The organism is Vibrio albus, assembly GCF_003144035.1.
Lineage (GTDB): Bacteria > Pseudomonadota > Gammaproteobacteria > Enterobacterales > Vibrionaceae > Vibrio > Vibrio albus.
On the sequence record NZ_QFWT01000001.1, the window covers coordinates 396,162 to 411,682 of the forward strand.

At 46.1% G+C, this 15,521-nt stretch carries 10 protein-coding genes and 1 pseudogene; 4 read left to right on the forward strand and 7 right to left on the reverse strand.

Features of this window, described 5'->3' with window-relative positions; all coding sequences use genetic code 11:
- From malZ to znuA, 6 genes and pseudogenes are all read right to left on the reverse strand, one after another.
- Positions 1 to 1,887: a maltodextrin glucosidase gene (gene malZ, locus DI392_RS01715; RefSeq protein ID WP_245883897.1), complete on the reverse strand. Its 1,887-nt coding sequence runs from the start codon at positions 1,885 to 1,887 to the stop codon at positions 1 to 3.
- A gap of 138 nt (positions 1,888 to 2,025) precedes the next feature.
- A complete protein-coding gene (locus DI392_RS01720) occupies positions 2,026 to 2,820 on the reverse strand; it encodes an ABC transporter ATP-binding protein (RefSeq protein ID WP_109318176.1) in 795 nt (264 codons plus the stop codon).
- Positions 2,817 to 3,758, reverse strand: coding sequence for an ABC transporter permease (locus tag DI392_RS01725; RefSeq protein WP_109318177.1), 942 nt, complete (start codon positions 3,756 to 3,758; stop codon positions 2,817 to 2,819). The genes DI392_RS01720 and DI392_RS01725 overlap by 4 nt, the downstream gene beginning before the upstream one ends.
- Before the next feature lie 142 nt (positions 3,759 to 3,900).
- Positions 3,901 to 4,866, reverse strand: a complete 966-nt coding sequence (locus DI392_RS01730; protein ID WP_109318178.1) for an ABC transporter substrate-binding protein — start codon at positions 4,864 to 4,866, stop codon at positions 3,901 to 3,903.
- 176 nt (positions 4,867 to 5,042) lie between these two features.
- A pseudogene (locus DI392_RS01735) lies at positions 5,043 to 6,986 on the reverse strand (helix-turn-helix domain-containing protein); the annotation flags it as partial.
- A gap of 1,030 nt (positions 6,987 to 8,016) precedes the next feature.
- Positions 8,017 to 8,925: a zinc ABC transporter substrate-binding protein ZnuA gene (znuA, locus tag DI392_RS01740; protein ID WP_109318180.1), complete on the reverse strand. Its 909-nt coding sequence runs from the start codon at positions 8,923 to 8,925 to the stop codon at positions 8,017 to 8,019.
- Positions 8,926 to 9,026: 101 nt separating this feature from the next.
- Here znuA and znuC point away from each other — a divergent pair, with 101 nt between their 5' ends.
- From znuC to DI392_RS01760, 4 genes are all read left to right on the forward strand, one after another.
- Positions 9,027 to 9,812 carry a zinc ABC transporter ATP-binding protein ZnuC gene (gene znuC / locus DI392_RS01745; protein ID WP_109318181.1) on the forward strand — a complete coding sequence of 262 codons (786 nt, stop codon included), beginning with the start codon at positions 9,027 to 9,029 and terminating at the stop codon, positions 9,810 to 9,812.
- Positions 9,805 to 10,590 (forward strand): zinc ABC transporter permease subunit ZnuB, encoded by a 786-nt coding sequence (znuB, locus tag DI392_RS01750; protein ID WP_109318182.1) that lies wholly within the window; start codon positions 9,805 to 9,807, stop codon positions 10,588 to 10,590. The genes znuC and znuB overlap by 8 nt, the downstream gene beginning before the upstream one ends.
- Before the next feature lie 105 nt (positions 10,591 to 10,695).
- The gene (locus DI392_RS01755; RefSeq protein ID WP_109318183.1) at positions 10,696 to 11,235 is read left to right on the forward strand and encodes a VC2046/SO_2500 family protein; all 540 of its coding nucleotides are present in this window, start codon (positions 10,696 to 10,698) and stop codon (positions 11,233 to 11,235) included.
- Between the two features lie 219 nt (positions 11,236 to 11,454).
- Entirely contained in the window at positions 11,455 to 12,138 is a 684-nt protein-coding gene (locus DI392_RS01760; protein WP_109318184.1) for an SDR family oxidoreductase, read from the forward strand.
- Positions 12,139 to 12,238: 100 nt separating this feature from the next.
- On the opposite strand, the gene adhE is transcribed toward DI392_RS01760, so the two are convergent.
- Positions 12,239 to 14,908, reverse strand: coding sequence for a bifunctional acetaldehyde-CoA/alcohol dehydrogenase (gene adhE, locus DI392_RS01765; protein WP_109318185.1), 2,670 nt, complete (start codon positions 14,906 to 14,908; stop codon positions 12,239 to 12,241).
- Positions 14,909 to 15,521 lie beyond the last annotated feature (613 nt).

Here is a 15,521-nt window from a genome sequence, read left to right on the forward strand (position 1 = left end):
TTACTCTCCGGTATTATTCAGTGCCAGTATATCGGCACGGTTTGCAGCCAGAGCCAGATTAAGGTATCCGTTCTCAAACGCTATACTGCCCTGTTCTGTCAGTTGAGACGTGACTCGACCAGCTTCTATTCCTAATTTCCACACGGGCACCGCAACATCCTGGTCGGAAAAGCTCATCGCCATCAGCGAAATACCGCTACCGAGCTTACGCCCAAATACCAGCGTATCTTCACTGCAATTAAGTAGCTCGAAACCACCTTTTTGCAGCTCGGGATGCTGTTTCCGGATCGAAATCAACTGCTTATAGAATGGCAACCAGCCGGAAGAAGAAACGGTATCCCAAGGGAAGCAACGACGGTTATCCGGATCCTGTCCCCCTTCCATGCCGACTTCCGTGCCATAGTAAAGGCAGGGGGTACCCACATAGGCAAACAGTAACACTGACGCCATTTCCATGCGCGCACGGTCACTGCCGACCAGGGTTAAAAAGCGATGGGTATCATGGCTATCCAATTGATTAAGCTGAGCCAGCTGATTTTGCCACGGCACTTTTGCCCGGGCTTCCAGCAGCCATCGGGTAAACTCAGGAACGGAGAGCGTAATAGGATCATGAGAAATATCTATCCCGGCAAACAGAGCTCGGGCCGGATGAGCAAAGCCATAATAATTCATCGCACCGTCTTCCTGTTCACCCTGCAGCCACTGGGAAGCTTCCGAAAAGTGCTCTCCGAGTACATACGCCTGCGCACTCTCGTCCTTAACCGCCTGACGAAATGCCCTGACATAATCGGCGTTATTTCTGGCACCTTTTCCATCCCCAAGCATGTGGATAACATCAAACCGCCAGCCATCGATACAGTATGGTTCTTTCAGCCAGTACCTTAAAACCGAGTTCTCTCCACGGTAAATGTGATCCCGGACCTGCTCATTTCTGAAGTTAAGCACAGGAAGACTGGACACGCCTTTCCAGCCGATATAATCCTTATCACCATTAAAGAAGTAATAGTCGCGATATGCCGAATCGGGGTGATGGTAGGCACCTTTCCCGCTGGTATCAGCAATATCAAACCATTGGTGTTGCGTAGAAGTATGGTTTACCACCGCATCGAGAACAATCTTCATATTCCGGCTATGGATGTTCGCACTTAGCTCAGCAAATTCTTCATTCGTTCCAAAATGAGGATCAACAGTGAAATAATCCGCCGTATCATACTTATGATTACTTGGTGAGCGAAATATCGGGTTCAGATACAGAGACGTTATCCCCAGATCCTGAAGGTAATCTAACTGGTTGCTTATTCCCGCCAGGTCACCACCAAAAAATTCTGTCGAACCAGTGCCGGGATAGCCACCGACCTCTTCTCCCCACTGTTTAGCCACCGTCTCTCTGCGGCCTGCGGAGAGCTTATACTCACCAGTCCTGACGCTGATTTCCGGATTACCGTTACAAAAACGTTCTGGGAATATCTGGTAAAACACCTGCTCAGAAACCCATTCCGGCGGCTGATGTTCTGCATTGTGTTTAAAATGAAACTCTCTGCCCGGCATGTACTGCTGAACACCTCGGGCATCCAGCCACCATTGTATCTGACCAGTTACCAGCTTGAACACATAATGAGTCACGGGCTGATCATCATTCACCGGGATCCTGGCTGTCCATCGCTTAAGACGTCCTTCCTTACCGGCCGGAATCATCGAAATCAGTGATTCCTCATTATCCGGCTCGTGGCGGACTAACACCTTATCAAAGTGAACAGATTCTGTTTTCAGCGTGAGTACTAACTCCTGTCCTTCAACAACTAAACCGTCCCGCGTCTGGCTGTGTGATACGAAGGGGAATAATGTCAGCATCTGCTCGTGTGGCATTACCTTTCCATTTTCTTTCATAAGTGTTTGTCCTTTTGGGTTTTTCCTGACCTCTTAACCGTGCCCTTCACTATAAAATAAGGCAAACATAAAAAAATCCCCCTCTGAATCAGAGGGGGATCACATTAAGTAGTATGAGCCTAAGGGCGTAGTGAGCGGTTAGTTTAGCAGCAAGCTGTCATCAGCCAGTTCTTCACCCCGGACTTTAGTAAACATTTCCAGCAGATCCGGTACTTTCATGTTTGCTCTCTGTTCACCGGAGACATCCAGTACGATTTCTCCCTGATGGAGCATCACGGTCCGGTCTCCACAAGCCAGTGCATCTTTCATTGAGTGAGTCACCATCATCACCGTCAGGTTAAACTCTTTGACGATTTTTTTCGTCAGATCAATGATGAACGCCGCCATTCTAGGGTCAAGTGCAGCAGTATGCTCATCCAGAAGTAATAGTTTACTGTCTGATAGCGTCGCCATGACTAGGCTAACCGCCTGACGCTGGCCACCAGAAAGCAAACCGATATTGTCTCCCAGCCGGTCTTCCAGACCTAAACCCAGAATACTAATTCGTTCCTGAAACAGCTTTCTCCGCTTGGATGATAGAGACAAATGCCAGCCGCGACGTTTGCCACGCATATAAGCCAGTGCCATATTCTCTTCAATCGTCAGGTCGCCACAGGTTCCGGCCAGCGGGTCCTGAAAAACACGGGCACATTGGCTGGCTCGCTGATCTACACTTTTGCGGGTAACATTAATATCATCAATGATAACCTGTCCGCCAACCATAGGTGTTTCACCCGTCACCGCACCCAGCAACGTGGATTTACCAGCTCCGTTTGAGCCGATAACCGTAAGAAATTCGTGCTCTGGGACGGTCAGAGAGACATGTCTTAACGCTCGGTTTTCCAGGATAGTGCCCGGATTAAAAGTCACCTGAATATCTTCTAAATGTATCATGCCATCTCCCCGGTTTTGCCCTTTTTAGATACCACTTGATTCTTGGCGGGCTTACCGCCCTTTTTTGCGTTAATGTTTCCTTTTAACTTTGGAGCAATTAGCGCAACAGCAACCAGAACAGCTGTAACCAGGTTCAGGTCGGAAGCTTGCAGGCCAAACATACCGGAGCTCAGAGCAAAAGCGACGGCCAGTCGATACAATACTGACCCCAGAATAACAGCTACAATCGCTGTCCAAATTTTACGGCCCGGAATCAGTGTCTGACCGAGAATAACGGCCGCCAGACCAACAACAATGGTACCAACCCCGGAAGTCACGTCCGCGAAGCTGTTTGTCTGTGCAAACAATGCACCGGCGAAACCGACGAATCCATTTGACAATGCCAGACAGAAATAAGTATAGAAAGCGGTGCTTGCGCCTTGGGCTTTCACCATACGTGCATTGACCCCAGTCGCTCGCAGACCAAGTCCAAAGTCACTATTGAGCAGACGAACAACAAACCAGCCGGACAGCAGCACAAGAACACCAACCACCAGCGGCCTGATATACATAGAGTTCCCCATGGCTTCAAAAGGCGTCAGGATAGTATCCTGCCCAAGCAGCGCCATATTTGGACGACCCATTATGCGAATATTAATAGAAAAGGCAGCGATCATCGTTAAAATTGAGGCCAACAGATTCAAAATGCCACATCTAACGGTAAGAAATGCTGTCACCCAACCTATAGCGGCACTCGCAATAATAGCCAGAATGGTCGCCACCCAAGGGTCAACACCAGCAACAATTGCGGTGGCTGCAACAGCGGCCCCCATTGGGAAACTGCCATCTACAGTCAGATCTGGAAAATCCAGAACCCTGAAAGTCAGGTAGACACCGAGTGCTACCAGTCCGTATATCAGACCAATTTCCAAAGCCCCGAAAAAAGCAAAAGCAGACATAAAAACTCCTCTCTCTGCATTCACTAACCAGTTAACTATTCTACTAGTACATCCATGACACACTTCTGCGTAATAAGCAGAAAAAAGATAGTTTATCCGGTTAATTTAGCCCGGTCGGCCTCCGCTGACCGGGCTCATTTCGTTATTTTACGCTGGTTGCGCGATCCATCACTGATTGTGGAATGGTCACACCCAGCTTATCTGCTGCGGTTTTATTAATGACAATATCAGAACCTTTGGCAACGCGAACAGGGATGTCGCCCGGTTTTTTACCAGCCAGGACATCGGCAACATAATCTGCCGTCTGCACGCCGATCTGATAATAATCAAAGCCAAGAGCAGCAATGGCACCGGCATCAATATAAGATGTTGTAGCTGCAAACACTGGGGTATGAGCCTGGTTAGCAGACACCACCATGCCTTCAATAGCGCTGGCTACTGTGTTGTCAATCATTGCATAAATAATATCGGACTTATCAGCAATAACCTGAGTTGCTGTCTGAACATCAGCACTTTTCAGGGCTGTTGCTTCAACGATCTCAACCCCTTTTTCTTCTGCGCTCTCTTTCAGCAACTTCATCAAACTTACAGAGTTCGCTTCACCCGGGTTGTATACCACACCAATGGTTTTCACCTTCGGCATTAGCTCTTTAATCAAATCAACATGTTGTGCTACAGGAGAAAGGTCTGACAAACCAGTGACGTTACCTCCGGGTTTTTCCATATTTGAAACCAGTTTTGCACCAACCGGATCAGTAATCGCGGTAAAGACAATAGGAATGTCTTTTGTCGCAGCAACCAGAGCCTGAGCTGTCGGGGTTGCAATTCCGACCAGTACGTCCGGACGTTCACCCACAAACTGACGGGCTATCTGCACGCCAATCGCCGGATTCCCCTGAGCGGTACGGTATTCAAACTCCAGGTTTTTACCTTCTTCATAGCCTTTCGCTTCCAGGCCGTCTAACAGACCCTGACGGGTCGCATCCAGCGCCGGGTGTTCTACGATCTGTGACACCGCCACTCTGACTGTTTTTGCAATAACGCCTGTTGAGGCTAGTAATGCCGCACCGGTCAGGGCTGCGGTTGCAATCATCCTGCTCGCCTTCATTGTGACTCCTTTGTTATAAATATGTCTGTTGCAATATTGTGTTTGAAATTTTTTATTTTTTGTTGTGTACGATTATTTTTACGCACCACACGCATTTGTACCAGCATATGAACAGGAATGGAAGCAGATTTTTCAGGCGGAAATGCTGAAAAGAAAGGAAAGCCCGAGTGATATGACTAAGGCTGTTCGGAGTGACTCTCTATAAAAGTGGAAGGCGATATTCCATAGTAATTTTTAAAACGCTGACTAAAATAGGAAGCATCATTAAACCCGGTATCAAACGCAGCATCCGATATTTTGTCGCCGGATAGTAGACGCTCGCACGCTTTTTCCAGCCGGATCTTATACAACTGTTCCGTAAAGGTCATTCCGGTCAGAGATTTAAATTTACGCTGCAGGCTGCGTTCTGATACATAAAGCCGCTTAGCCGCCAACGATGTACCAAAGTCCGGGTTCCTGTATTCCTGATTAATAAGGCTATGCACTTTTTCCAGCCAGGGAGATATGGTAACCGATTTTTCAGACCGGCTTTCTGACACCATATTTTGGCAACAACACGTTATGGCCGGTTTCGGACTATCAACACTCCCATTTTCTGACTGCTCTTTCAGTTCCTGTTTTAGCCGGTGATTGGCCACCATCAGCGCCTGGCTCTGATTTTCAAGCTGACACGTTTTTATTCTGACGAGTTTTTGCAGATAACGATTAAGACGAAGCATCCTTTCTGACCGCCAATGCATCAGTAAAATTACCTTCGTAATGATGAGAATACTGAAAAACGAAAGCGCCCACGAAGATAAATACCAGGGGGGCTGTATTTTAAAGCGTAGCAGACTTCCCTGCTGACCCAGAGCCGCCTGTGCATCCGTACGAACATATAACTTATATGTACCGGGAAGCAAGGAGCTAAAAGTAAGCTCTTTCCCCTGAAGCACAATCCAGTCAGTTTCATTGCTGCCTGCCAGCTTATATTCCAGAGAGTTCTGATCAAAGTCAGGCAGAACACCAAAAACAAAGGTCAGTGAATTTCCGTGCGAAAAAGTCTGAACCTTTTCAGTGTCAAAGCCTATCTTATGCGGCTGATTATTCACCAGCACCTGACTGGTCAGTACTTTATTTTCCGGAAGCTCAGTTGCTATCAGTGCGCTCTGGTTGGCTAAGACCAATCCAAAACGACTGCCGAATATTAACTCATCATTTTGTGGATTATAGGAACAGCTGTCGGGAAGAAATTCATTATTAATCAACCCGAATGGTGCACTAAAATGTTTCGCTAACACACCATCATGCCGGTAGAGCGTCAATCCTTTCGAAGAAGCCGCCCACACGCCTTTAGGTGTGCTTACTGCACACAACACCCGTACATTAGGCTCATTGAGTACCACAGGTTCTAAATCCACAGGCGAATTCTGGGAACGATACAGACCATAAGAGTACACCGACCACAAATCAGAATGTTCGGTTTCCACCATGTCTAGCTGATTCCCTAGCACCTCAGATGTTTTCAGGTACTGAATATGATTATCAGCATAAAGGTAGGTACCATGATCGGTTCCGATATACACCCGGTTTTGACTGTCGGCATAAAGGTGGATAACCACTCCCTTTGTATGATTAACCTGCCAGTTATGAGTCAGATTGTCTGCAGAAGAATTACTGATGTCATATCGTATGAGCCCTTGTTCCGAGTCGAACCATACGCCGCCACTGCTATCGACGGTAATATGGCGTATGCCCCGAGAAGTCAGTGCTTCCGGGTGTTTCTGCCAGTGAAACAGGTAACTCTCTTTATGATAAGTTGCGATCCCTTTCCCCATCGCTAACCAGAGAGTCCCTTTATACAAGGCTATCCCATAGACAGGCTGATACACTCTCTTGATCGGTTTTTCATCTCTTATTGAATCATATGAATACAGCCCTTTATCTGTCGCAATCCAGTATTCGCCGTTATCATCAGTAATGATCTGATTGATTGAGCCAATGTCCATATAGTCCGACAAACCATCCAGGCGGATACGTGTAAACAGCTCACTCGATAATGAGTAATAGCGGATTTCCTGACCGGTAGCTATCCAGATCCCACCATCCTGATCATTCACCAGCGAATAAATAAAGCCGTTCGATAACGCATAGTCATCCTGATGATTCGTACCAATTTCCCGAACCGCCTTATTGGAGAACTGATAGACGTACAGCCCATGCTCTGTCCCGACCCAGTACCCGTCTTCTGATTCAATAATCGAACGAACCAGAGAGTGACCGATATGGACTTTGACCTTTTCCGGCTTATTGATGTCAATCAGAACCGCTCCATTGCGGCCCCCCACCAGCAGTTCCTCTCTGCTCTCCGAGTAATAAAGTGTCTCGACATATTTTTTTCCGGACAACTTGGCATGACTAAGCTGATTATTGTGGGTGATAAATACCTCGGCTATCGTGCCCAGTACCCAACGCTTTTTTATAAAAATAGCCGAGGTTATCTCCAATACTCCGTCAAACCGGGACTGAAGGCTGTGTAATGAATATTTTTTTACCTCCCCGGTATCAGGGTCATACACATAAAAGTTTTTGTTATCTGTTGCCCATATTTTACGGTCTGAACACCCCATCCTGGTGATCTCAGTACCAACGCCCAGGGTAGTGATGAATTCAGAATGACCGGCAGGGTAACTTTTGTAGAGCCGGTTTTCTTCTACATACCAAAATGCCTGATCCAGAAAGACGACCTCCCCCACGGGTTTATCTATTGCAGAACCAACCCTTGGCAACACGTGCTGGCCGTCAAAAAAACGGATGTTTCCATAAATATCATGGAGCCACAATCCGCCTGCAGCTCCCGGGAACATGTTTTTGGCCGTAAAGAATAACCCCTGCTCCTGAAATGGTAGCGGGTGGTACACAGAATAGAGGTCATCGTGATGAGCGGAAACATGACCGGCAGCGAATAGAAGCAGAAAAAACCACAAATAACGAAATAGGCACCACATTGTTTAAGTAAGAGTCTACCGGGCAATAAAATAATTCTGGAAATTATACCATGCAAAGAGGAATAAACAGCCGATAGAAAGGAATAGATACATTTTACATAAATCGGAAGGGCCCACCTCACAGTTAAGCCCTCCTTGCTCATAAACTTTTTTTGATTCCTGGTTATTTTGCGCTCAGACAGCGAGTGTATTCATCCGCAAGAGAATGCAGAAATGTAAAGTAACTTCCCTGCTTAGTAACAATGTCGGTGGCCAACGGATCCAGTGTTCCGGAGTTAACATCACTACCACGTATAACGGTCTGAATGACAGCCGGCTCAAACTGAGGCTCAGCAAACACGCACTTCGCCTTTCCTTTTTTCAGTTCAGAGCGGATATGTATCAGCGTTTTAGCTCCGGGTTTACGATCTGGACTCACGGTAAAGTGTCCGAGGTTGTTCAACCCGAAATACTGCTCAAAATAACCATAAGCGTCATGAAAAACATAGTAACCATCCCCTTTAACCGGAGCCAACTGCTCGCGGATTTCATTCACTGTTTTTTCCAGGTTCAACGAAAAATTCTGATAGTTTTCCGCATAAATGGCAGCATTTTCCGGATCGACTTCTGACAGCCTTTCTGCGATAATTTGCGCTACTTGTCTGGCCTGTTCCGGGCCTAGCCAAATATGCGGGTCATACATACCATGGTTATGACCTTCATGACCATGAGATTCATGCCCATGTTCTTCGTGAGATTCTTGTTCTTCAAATGCTCTGAGCAACAGTGTTTCTGATGCGCTCAATTCCAGGGCGTTGGAACTTTTCTTCACTGCGTTAGTCAGGAAAGACTCAAGATCAGGACCAAACCAGACCAACAAGTCTGCTGCTGCAATCTTCTTGATGTCAGAAGGTTTCAGAGCATAGGTATGAGGTGAGGCATTGGCACTGATAAGCAGTTCAGGCTCGCTAACACCATAGGCGATATCATAAGTAATCAGCTGTAATGGCTTTATACTGACCACAATTTTCGTCGCTTGTGCCGGTAAAGCCACTACGCATGTCAACAGTAAAGCAGACAAGTAACGTAACATGGATGATTCCTTTATTATTAATAATCGAAGGTTAATAGTAGTATCAGGTTGTCCCGAATGTTATATTATAACAAAACAGTTTTTGCAAATGAGATTTATTAATGCAACCTCTCGTTAAAATGACCGATATCCGTGTTGAATTTTCCGGCAGGCTAATTCTGGACTCAATCTGTCTGGAACTGGAAAAAGGTCAGATCACCACACTCATTGGCCCCAATGGTGCCGGAAAATCCACTTTGATCAAGGTATTGCTTGGCCTTCAGACAAAATACACCGGCCAGATAGAAAAACAAAAACGCTTACGCATCGGTTATGTCCCACAGAAGCTTCATCTTAACGAGACTTTTCCTTTAAATGTAGAACGTTTTTTGCAGCTTGCAGGAAAATTCAGTCATCAGGAAAGAGTCGACTCTCTTCGTCTGGTCGGGGCGGAATATCTGCTTAAGAGCAATATGCATAAGCTATCGGGGGGAGAAAACCAACGAGTATTGTTGGCCAGAGCTCTGTTACAGAGACCCGATCTTCTGGTTCTGGATGAACCGGCACAGGGAGTCGATGTTCAGGGACAGATAGATCTCTACAACCTGATCGAATCCATTCGAAAACGTTTTGGATGCGCCATTCTGATGGTTTCCCATGATCTCCATCTTGTCATGGCAAAAACGGACCAGGTTATTTGTATCCATCACCATGTCTGCTGTTCTGGTGCGCCTGAAGCAATTACTAAACATCCTTCATATATTGCTCTGTTTGGTGAGCATAAGGGAGAGTCTCTGGCTTTCTACCGACACCACCACCACGGTCACCACGATCTTGCCGGCAACCCTGTCGAGGGGGAAGCCGAAACCTGCGAAAACCAAAAACACGGACACTGTCATCATGATTGAGTTTCTGCTTCCATCTATTCTGGCCGGACTAGGTATCGCTATGATCGCAGGGCCTCTGGGCTCCTTTGTCGTCTGGCGTCGAATGGCATACTTCGGTGATACTCTGGCCCATGCCTCTTTGCTGGGTCTGGCTCTTGGTTTTTTGCTGGATATTAACCTATATCTGGCACTGGTCCTGTGTACTATATCCATAGCCGTCATTCTGGTTGCTTTGCAAAAACAACAGGTTGTCGGTACCGATACTCTGCTGGGAATTCTGGCACATAGCGCATTATCGCTCGGCCTGGTTGCCGTCAGCTTTCTGGATAATGTCAGAATCGATCTGATGAGTTATCTGTTCGGGGATCTGCTCTCCGTCACCCATGAAGACCTATGGTTTATCTATGGAGGTGTCCTCGTTATCACCGTCATCCTTAAACTATTCTGGCAACCGCTTCTGGCCACTACCGCCAGTGAAGAACTCGCCGCAGTTGAAGGAATCAATGTTCAGTTAATACGACTGATCCTTATGCTTCTCGTGGGCGTCGTTATTGCTGTGGGAATGAAATTTGTCGGCGCACTTATTATTACATCGTTACTGATTATCCCGGCGGCTACAGCAAGAAAATTTGCATCGACCCCAGAGCAAATGGTCTTCATCGCCTCCGGACTGGGTATGGTTTCTGTATTAGCAGGCATTAGCCTGTCGTGGCAATATGACACGCCAGCGGGTCCGTCGGTTGTCATTTGTGCTGCTGCTCTGTTTATACTTGGTCAGTTTTCTCCTGCCAGAAATTAACTCTATTCATCTGAATTTCCATTAAAGTTTCCAAAGAGTCGGACGATAAAGGTATATACCCAAGTGCATTATGGTACTTGGGTATTCGTTCACTCAGGAGCTTTTATGTTGTTTCAAGATGTTAATCTGACAGTAGCAGTACCAGAGTCTGATGCCGCCAGACCGGTGCAGGCGATTAATGAGCTGCAGTTTGGCAATAACATCAATCGTGCCGTTGAAACAGGGCACCGCTCTGATTTTGCCCTTCTTCTGGCGATGCTCTCTCAGGACGTTCGGGATACCACTCCAGTCACAACCATCCAGGAACCAGATAGCTCTGAAGCCGCCCTGCGCAGACAATTTTCGGTTCCCGCGGCCCGTGAACTCCGCTCCAATCACGATTCCTATAACCGATCAGCATCCATAGCTGAACATTTTCATAAAGACGGAATGGCCGGCGTTCAGTTGCAGGCAGGACTTTGTCCGGATGCTTTAGCTTACCTTCCGGAAAAAACACACGATCTGGCCGAGGACGTATACCGTAACTTATCCCTTCACGAACAACGAGCAATGACAAAAAGCACGCCTGCTCTTATGCCAGACAATGATTTATATAACCAACTCATCGTGGCACACAGAGCCAGTCAAATGCAGGCTTACGCCTGATTCCTGTCTGTTTTCACAATATAAGCAATTATGAACTCTCATTTTTGTGTTGTTTCTGAGATGCACTCCCCCTACCAAACGTGAAGTAACGCAAAAATCATACAACTTCTGGGCTGTCATTTACCATTCTTCAAGCACCTTCACAACTATATAACATTTTATTTACCACTATATTTCTCAGATACCAACAACAAGTAAACTTAACCGGAGTCGCCAAATATGGATATACAGAACTCTGTCATTCTTATCACCTCAGCCGGTTCTCTTCTAGGGCGCACGCTTGCGTACCATTTTGCATCACTGGGTGCCAAGGTCGTACTGACCGATACCGATATTCAGACACTGGAAAAGACGAGACTAAGCTGCAATACAGTATCTGATTCCGTATTCGCCTATGAAATGGAAAGCTATACGACCGGTAATATCCAGAGCTTACTTGATTATATTGAGGAAACTTTCAGCCGTAGTGTTGATGTGCTGATTAATTATTGGCCCAGTCAGCCTTTTCCTTCTCTTACCAGTGATACGACTGCTGAAGACTTTTCAAATGCCCTGTCACTCCTGACCTCTTCACTTTTCAGTTTCGGCCAGGCCAGCGCAGAAAGAATGCGTATCCATGCCAAAAATGGCGTGATAGTGAATTTGTTATCACAAGTCGATGTTAATGATTTTAATGGCTTCGAACATGCTTCGTCCATCCTCTCCGGGTTAACCATGAGCTGGGCGAGAGAACTAACGCCATTCAATATCCGAGTTGGCGGGGTGGTTCCTGCCCTCGCCTATTCTGCGGACGCCAGAGAGCACTGTCACTGGGCTGAAATACAAGACGAATTGATCAGAAGCACGGAATACATCGTCTCCAATGAATACTTCAGTGGCAGGGTAATGGCTGCAGAAATATAGACAATCATCCTGCCGGAAGAACGAAAAAGCCCACCATTTCTGGTGGGCTTTAATGTTCTCAATAAGAACGATAGCTAGCGATTATCTCGTCAGTTACGTCTTACTTTTTCTCAGCTGGTTTCTGGTCAGCTTTTTTCTTAATCACAGTAGTACCTTCGAAAGTTTCACCTTCAACGTACGCTTTACCGTGGTAAGAAGCCAGAAGAACTTCTTTCAGCTCAGAGATCAGTGGGTAACGTGGGTTCGCACCAGTACATTGGTCATCGAACGCGTCTACTGAAATTTCGTCAACTTTAGCAACAAAATCAGCTTCAGCTACGCCAGCTTCTTTGATTGACTTAGGAATATCCAGGTTGTCTTTCAGTTCGTCCAACCAGCCTAGAAGACGTTCGATCTTCTGAGCAGTACGGTCGCCAGCTTGAGACAGACCCAGGTGGTCAGCAACTTCTGCATAACGACGACGAGCTTGTGGGCGGTCGTATTGAGAGAATGCAGTTTGCTTGCTTGGGTTGTCGTTTGCATTGTAACGAACAGTGTTAGAGATAAGCAGTGCGTTAGCCAGGCCGTGTGGCAGGTGGAATGCGTTACCGATTTTGTGAGCCATTGAGTGACACACACCCAAGAATGCGTTCGCAAATGCTACACCAGCGATAGTTGCTGCGTTGTGTACTTTTTCACGAGCGATTGGGTCGTTAGCGCCATTCGCGTAGCTTGATGGCAGGTATTCTTTAAGCAGTTTAAGAGCTTGAAGAGCCTGACCGTCAGAGTATTCGTTCGCAAGAACAGAAACGTAAGCTTCCAGTGCGTGAGTTACCGCATCGTAACCACCGAATGCAGTCAGAGACTTAGGCATGTTCATAACAAGGTTAGCATCGATGATAGCCATGTTAGGAGTCAGCTCGTAGTCAGCCAGTGGGTACTTAGCACCAGTTTTGTCGTCTGTAACAACCGCAAATGGCGTAACTTCAGAACCTGTACCAGAAGTAGTAGTGATACATACCAGTTCAGCTTTTTGACCCATTTTAGGGAACTTGTAGATACGCTTACGGATATCCATAAAGCGCATTGCCAGTTCTTCGAACGCAGTTTCTGGGTGCTCGTACATTACCCACATGATTTTCGCAGCATCCATTGGTGAACCACCACCAAGAGCCAGAATTACGTCAGGCTGGTAGCTACGCATCATTTCAGCGCCTTTCTCAACAACAGACAGAGTTGGATCCGCTTCTACGTCGAAGAAAGTTTGAACTTCCATGCCTTGTGCTTTCAGCAGGCTAACGATTTCGTCAGCGTAACCGTTGTTGAATAGGAAACGGTCAGTTACAAGGAATGCGCGTTTTTTACCTTCTAGATCGCCAAGAGCGATTGGAAGGCTACCACGACGGAAGTAGATAGATTTAGGTAGTTTATGCCACAACATGTTTTCAGCTCGCTTAGCAACAGTTTTCTTGTTGATTAGGTGCTTAGGACCTACGTTCTCAGAGATAGAGTTACCACCCCAAGAACCACAACCAAGAGTCAGAGAAGGTGCAACGTTAAAGTTGTAAAGGTCACCGATACCACCGTGAGTAGTCGGGATGTTTACAAGGATACGTGCAGTCTTCAGTTTGTCACCGAAGTACTTGATACGGTCTGCGTTTACGTCTTGGTCAGTGTAAAGACCAGATGTGTGACCGATACCACCGATTTCAACCATGTCTACCGCTTGTTTCACAGCGTCTTCGAAAGAAGAAGCACGGAACATACCTAGAACTGGAGACAGTTTTTCGTGAGCGAATTCGTCTTCGTGCTTAACTTGAGTACCTTCACCAACAAGGATCTTAGTATCAGCTGGCACTTTAACACCGGCCATTTCAGCAATCTTAGTTGCTGGCTGACCAACGATACCTGCGTTCAGAGCACCGTCTTTAAAGATAGTTTTACGTACTTTGTCTGCTTCAGCTTTGTTCAGTACATAACCTTTGTGAGAAGCAAAACGCTCTTTAACTTCATCATAAACAGCGTCATGTACGATAACAGCCTGCTCAGAAGCACATACTACACCGTTATCGAAAGTCTTAGACATAAGAACAGAAGCAACAGCACGCTTAACGTCTGCAGTTTCGTCGATAACAACAGGAACGTTACCTGCACCTACACCGATTGCTGGCTTACCAGAAGAGTAAGCCGCTTTAACCATGCCCGGACCACCAGTTGCAAGGATAAGCGCGATATCGTCGTGCTTCATCAGAGCGTTAGACAGTTCAACAGATGGTTGATCGATCCAACCGATGATGTCTTTTGGTGCGCCAGCTTCGATTGCTGCGTCAAGAACCAGCTTAGCTGCATCGTTAGTTGAGTTTTTCGCACGTGGGTGTGGCGAGAAGATGATACCGTTACGAGTCTTCAGAGAGATAAGAGATTTGAAGATCGCAGTTGATGTTGGGTTAGTTGTTGGAACGATACCACAGATGATACCTACTGGTTCAGCGATGGTCATTGTGCCAAGGCTGTCGTTCTCTTCAAGGATGCCACAAGTTTGCTCATCTTTGTACTTGTTGTAGATGTACTCAGATGCGAAGTGGTTTTTGATTACTTTGTCTTCAACAATACCCATACCAGATTCTGCTACCGCTTGTTGCGCCAGAGGAATACGAGCTTGGTTAGCTGCCAGAGATGCTGCGCGGAAAATCTTGTCTACTTGCTCTTGAGAGAAAGTAGAGAATTCTGCTTGTGCCGCTTTAACGCGAGCAACCAGAGCATCAAGTTCAGCCAAATTTGTTACAGGCATAATGAATCTCCATAAATATAAAAAATAAAAATATAAAACTCTTTAGTAAATCTGCTAAGCCAGCACCACGATTGAATGGTTACATATGACTTACAATTCATTCATATTCTTCAGCATATCCGATACATAACATCGTCTATCAAAGTAATCTGAAAAAACGCTACATTCTTAGTAAAAAGCTTTCAGGCGGGAGTATAGTATTTCAGGCTTAAGAAAGAATTGACTCAGATCAGTTATGAAAAATTAATCTGCTAGAACTTTCTTTTGCCACCTATAGCAGCAGCCTGCTATAGCTATCTCCTTCCCTTCAATGGGGTTAATCTAACACATTATTTTGAACCGGGAAATAAATGCAGAGCTGTTCGCTCAAAAAAGAATCTACCCCAATTCTCCCCAAGTAAGCCAACAACGAATTACGTAATAAAATTACACAACTTACATAAATGCAACGATGAAACACTTCTTTTCCGTGCCACTTACTTCGTAGAGTAGTATAGCTAACATCGGCATACTGACAACTCTTATAACACTGTTTTGTTAAAAACTTTTTATAGAAAGGGATAAGTACGGAAAGGTAAAAGTATTAGCGGATAAAACTTAGACAGGGCTAGGC

Excerpts from the sequence above, each read along its gene's own strand:
- znuB (WP_109318182.1), top strand. The coding sequence starts at position 9,805 with ATGATTGAGTTTCTGCTTCCATCTATTCTGGCCGGACTAGGTATCGCT.
- znuA (WP_109318180.1), bottom strand. The coding sequence starts at position 8,925 with ATGTTACGTTACTTGTCTGCTTTACTGTTGACATGCGTAGTGGCTTTA.
- DI392_RS01755 (WP_109318183.1), top strand. The coding sequence starts at position 10,696 with ATGTTGTTTCAAGATGTTAATCTGACAGTAGCAGTACCAGAGTCTGAT.
- DI392_RS01730 (WP_109318178.1), bottom strand. The coding sequence starts at position 4,866 with ATGAAGGCGAGCAGGATGATTGCAACCGCAGCCCTGACCGGTGCGGCA.
- malZ (WP_245883897.1), bottom strand. The coding sequence starts at position 1,887 with ATGAAAGAAAATGGAAAGGTAATGCCACACGAGCAGATGCTGACATTA.
- DI392_RS01720 (WP_109318176.1), bottom strand. The coding sequence starts at position 2,820 with ATGATACATTTAGAAGATATTCAGGTGACTTTTAATCCGGGCACTATC.
- DI392_RS01760 (WP_109318184.1), top strand. The coding sequence starts at position 11,455 with ATGGATATACAGAACTCTGTCATTCTTATCACCTCAGCCGGTTCTCTT.
- adhE (WP_109318185.1), bottom strand. The coding sequence starts at position 14,908 with ATGCCTGTAACAAATTTGGCTGAACTTGATGCTCTGGTTGCTCGCGTT.
- znuC (WP_109318181.1), top strand. The coding sequence starts at position 9,027 with ATGCAACCTCTCGTTAAAATGACCGATATCCGTGTTGAATTTTCCGGC.
- DI392_RS01725 (WP_109318177.1), bottom strand. The coding sequence starts at position 3,758 with ATGTCTGCTTTTGCTTTTTTCGGGGCTTTGGAAATTGGTCTGATATAC.